Raw genomic sequence first — 3,265 nt, forward strand, 5'->3', positions numbered from 1 at the left:
GTACGCGGACGACCCTCCGCCTTGCGATGCACCGCACCAGACGCCGCGGACCCCGCCCTTCGGGCGGACGACGCTACTTTCGAAACACGCCCTAGGCGTCCTGCGTGCGGGAGCGGCGCTCGGCGCGGCGGCGCAGGTGCAGCGGCAGTACGTACCAGCACAGGCCGAACCACAGCATGACGCCGCCCACGAGTATCTCCGCCAGGACGCCCGGCACGACGAAGCGGAGGATCAGCAGGAGCGTGCAGCCGATGGTCAGTGCCAGCAGGACCATGCCGCACATCATGAGACGCCCCGCGACCTCCACCATCTCGTCCTTCATGCGCTGACCGGACAGGAAGCGGTGGATGGACACGGGCGCTATGAGCGATCCAGTGGCCGACGCGCCGAGCACCACGGTCGTGACGTAGATGCCCCGGTCCAGCGTCTCCAGCTCCCGGAACAGCGGGGTGAACGCCACGCTGAGCAGGAAGCCGAAGAGGATCTGCACCCCGGTCTGGGCGACGCGCGTCTCCTGCAGGACCTCGTTCCAGCGGCGGTTGACCCGCTCGTGCGCCGTCTCGGGCGCATCGGTAGCAGGCTTCGCAGGCGGGCTGTCGTGCCGTCCGCGGCAGGGGCCGTCGGTGGCGTCGGGCTCGACGGGCTGCTCGGCGATTGTCATGCATCCTCCCCGGGTCAGGGAGTCCTTTTGCCCCGCTCACGCGTCTTCATGCAGGTGGGAGCCGTTCCTGCCGACGGCCGCGCGGATTTGAGTCTCTCCCCGGGAGAGGGTCCACGGTGGTGTCCATGAACAGCAACGAATTCGACGGACGCACCGCCGTGGTGACGGGCGGGACCCAGGGCACCGGACGGGCGACGGCGCACCGGCTGCGGGAGGCCGGCGCGCGGGTCGTCACGATGGCCCGCACGGCACCCGGGACCCCGGACCCGCTCTTCGTCGCCGCCGATCTGAGCACCGAGGAAGGCGCCGCGTCGGCCGCCGCCCAGGCCGTGGAGCGGATCGGCGTGCCGGACGTCCTCATCCACGTCGTGGGCGGCTCCAGCTCCCCGGCCGGTGGCTTCACGGCGCTCACCGAGAAACACTGGGCGGAGGAACTGGCGCTCAACCTGCTCTCCTCGGTGCGCCTGGACCGGGCCCTGGTGCCCGACATGGCGGCCCGCGGCTCGGGCGCCGTGGTGCACGTGACCTCGATCCAACGCCGGATGCCGCTGTACGAGTCGACCCTGGCGTACGCGTCCGCGAAGGCCGCCCTGGCCGCCTACAGCAAGGGCCTGGCGAACGAGGTCGCCCCGAGCGGCGTACGGGTCAACTCGGTGGCCCCCGGCTTCATCCGCACCGACGCCGCCGAGCGGTTCCTGGCACGGCACATGCAGGAGAGCGGTCTGAGCCGGGAGGCTGCGCTGGAGGAGCTGATGCGGTCACTGGGCGGCATCCCACTGGGGCGGCCCGCGGAACCGGAGGAGGTCGCCGAAGTGATCGTCTTCCTGGCCTCGGACCGCGCCGGAGCGGTCGCCGGCACCGAGTACGCCGTGGACGGCGGCACCGTCCGCGCCCTGTGACGCCCGCCGAGCACAGCGGCCCGCGGAGGAGGAGACACGAGACCATGCCGAACACCCCGAACACCCCGAACACCCCGAACGGTCCAGACGACACCCCGACCCCGCACGGCGCGGACGGCACGATGCAGGGACCACGGGAATTCGTGGAGGCGTACTTCGCGGCCGCGAAGGGCCCTGACCGGGAGCGGCACCTCTCGCTGTTCGACGAGAGGGCCGTCGTCCACGACGAGGGGCGCAGCCACGAGGGGCTCGCCGCGGTGCGGCGCTGGCGGGACGAGGTCCCGCCGGTCCGCTACGACCTGCGCGAGGTCACCGGCACACCGGCGGACTTCCGGGCCCTCGCCGAGGTCGCCGGGGACTTCCCCGGCAGCCCGGTCACCCTGTGCTTCACTTTCGAACGCGACGAGCAGGGCAGGATCACCCGGCTGGAGATCACACCCTGACACCGGCACCCGTGCCGGGGGGACGGCGCCGAGGACGAGGAGGACCCGTGGGCGGCGACAGACTGACGATCGGCGAGTTCTCGCGCATCACGCATGTGAGCATCCGCGCCCTGCGCCGCTACCACGAACAGGACCTGCTCGTCCCGGCGGAGGTCGACCCCGTCACGGGCTACCGGTACTACGCGCCCGAGCAGGTGAGGCCCGCGCTGACCATCCGGCGGTTCCGCGATCTCGACCTCCCGCTGGCGGACCTGCGGCGCTTCCTGCGCGCCGAGTCCGCCGGCGCGGGCGCGGCCGGGCACGAGGCGGCACAGCAGGTGGTGTCGGCCCATCTGCGCCGCCTGGAGGACCGGCTCGGCCGGACCCAGCGGGCCGTCGAGGCGCTGCGCGAGCTCCTCGACCCGGAGGCCGAACGAACGGTGAGCCGGGACGACCTGCCGCCGCAGCAGGTGTTCGCCGTGTCCCTCGACGTCCCGCCGGGCGCCGACCTGAGCTGGTACGACGCGGCCATGCGGGACCTGGACGCGGCGGCCGGCCGGCGCCCGGTGCTGCCGCCGGGCGGCCGGTACGCCCACGAGCTGTTCACGGAGGGCCACGGCCACGCCACGGTCTATTCACCCGCCGAGCTGCCGCTGCCCGCGGACGCGCCGGCCACCGTCCGTGAACTCCGGCTGCCCCCGCGCAGCGCGGTCGTCGCCACCCACGCCGGGCCCCACGACGACCTCGACCTGACCTACAGCGCCCTCGGCTCCTACGCCGCCCGCCACGGACTGCGCACCCAGAGCCTCATCGAGGAGGTCTATCTGGTGGGCCCGCGGGACACCGACGAATCCGAGCACTGGCGCACCCTGGTCGCCTGGCTGGTCGACCCCGCCTGACCGGACGGGTACCGCGACCTCGCCCGCGAGCGCCTCGCCGAACCGGGCGCGGGGTGCCCGTCCGGCCGCTACCAGAATTCATTCGCAGTGCATCGGCCTTCAGGCCGGTGATGAAGCGAATCTACTGGTCGCGACGCGGAGCGTCGCGGATTCAGGTCCGGCGGAGCCGGACGGCGTGGTTCTTTGCCTGCGGCAAGGAGCGTCGCTAGGGCTTTTCCCGGTTCAGCCAGGTGGTGCTCACACCGGCCGGTTCCGACTTCATGATCTCTTCCATACGCCTCAAGTGGGCATCGGTGAACACCTTGTGCCGGAATTTCGTCACGAAGACCAAGTGCACATGCATCACGAAAACACAGTGCCGGCCAGTTCTGATCTCCTGCATCT

5 protein-coding genes are annotated in these 3,265 nt (G+C 71.8%); 3 read left to right on the forward strand and 2 right to left on the reverse strand.

Annotation, left to right across the window (positions count from 1 at the left end; translation table 11 throughout):
* Window positions 1-91 precede the first annotated feature (91 nt).
* Window positions 92-661, reverse strand: coding sequence for a DUF6328 family protein (locus ACFRAC_RS36625; protein ID WP_382939668.1), 570 nt, complete (start codon window positions 659-661; stop codon window positions 92-94).
* Window positions 662-786: 125 nt separating this feature from the next.
* On the opposite strand from ACFRAC_RS36625, the gene ACFRAC_RS36630 reads away from it, so the two are divergent.
* The 3 genes from ACFRAC_RS36630 to ACFRAC_RS36640 are packed head-to-tail and all read left to right on the forward strand — an operon-like array spanning window position 787 to window position 2,881.
* On the forward strand, window positions 787-1,560 hold the full coding sequence (locus ACFRAC_RS36630; protein WP_382939672.1) for an SDR family oxidoreductase: 774 nt from the start codon (window positions 787-789) through the stop codon (window positions 1,558-1,560).
* Window positions 1,561-1,604: 44 nt separating this feature from the next.
* Entirely contained in the window at window positions 1,605-2,003 is a 399-nt protein-coding gene (locus ACFRAC_RS36635) for a nuclear transport factor 2 family protein (RefSeq protein WP_382939675.1), read from the forward strand.
* 47 nt (window positions 2,004-2,050) lie between these two features.
* On the forward strand, window positions 2,051-2,881 hold the full coding sequence (locus tag ACFRAC_RS36640; RefSeq protein WP_382939677.1) for a MerR family transcriptional regulator: 831 nt from the start codon (window positions 2,051-2,053) through the stop codon (window positions 2,879-2,881).
* 205 nt (window positions 2,882-3,086) lie between these two features.
* Here the strand turns inward: ACFRAC_RS36640 and ACFRAC_RS36645 are convergent, their stop codons facing one another.
* Window positions 3,087-3,263 (reverse strand): transposase, encoded by a 177-nt coding sequence (locus ACFRAC_RS36645; protein WP_382939681.1) that lies wholly within the window; start codon window positions 3,261-3,263, stop codon window positions 3,087-3,089.
* Window positions 3,264-3,265 lie beyond the last annotated feature (2 nt).

The sequence above is a fragment of the Streptomyces sp. NPDC056628 genome (assembly GCF_042792555.1).
Taxonomy (GTDB): Bacteria; Actinomycetota; Actinomycetes; order Streptomycetales; family Streptomycetaceae; genus Streptomyces.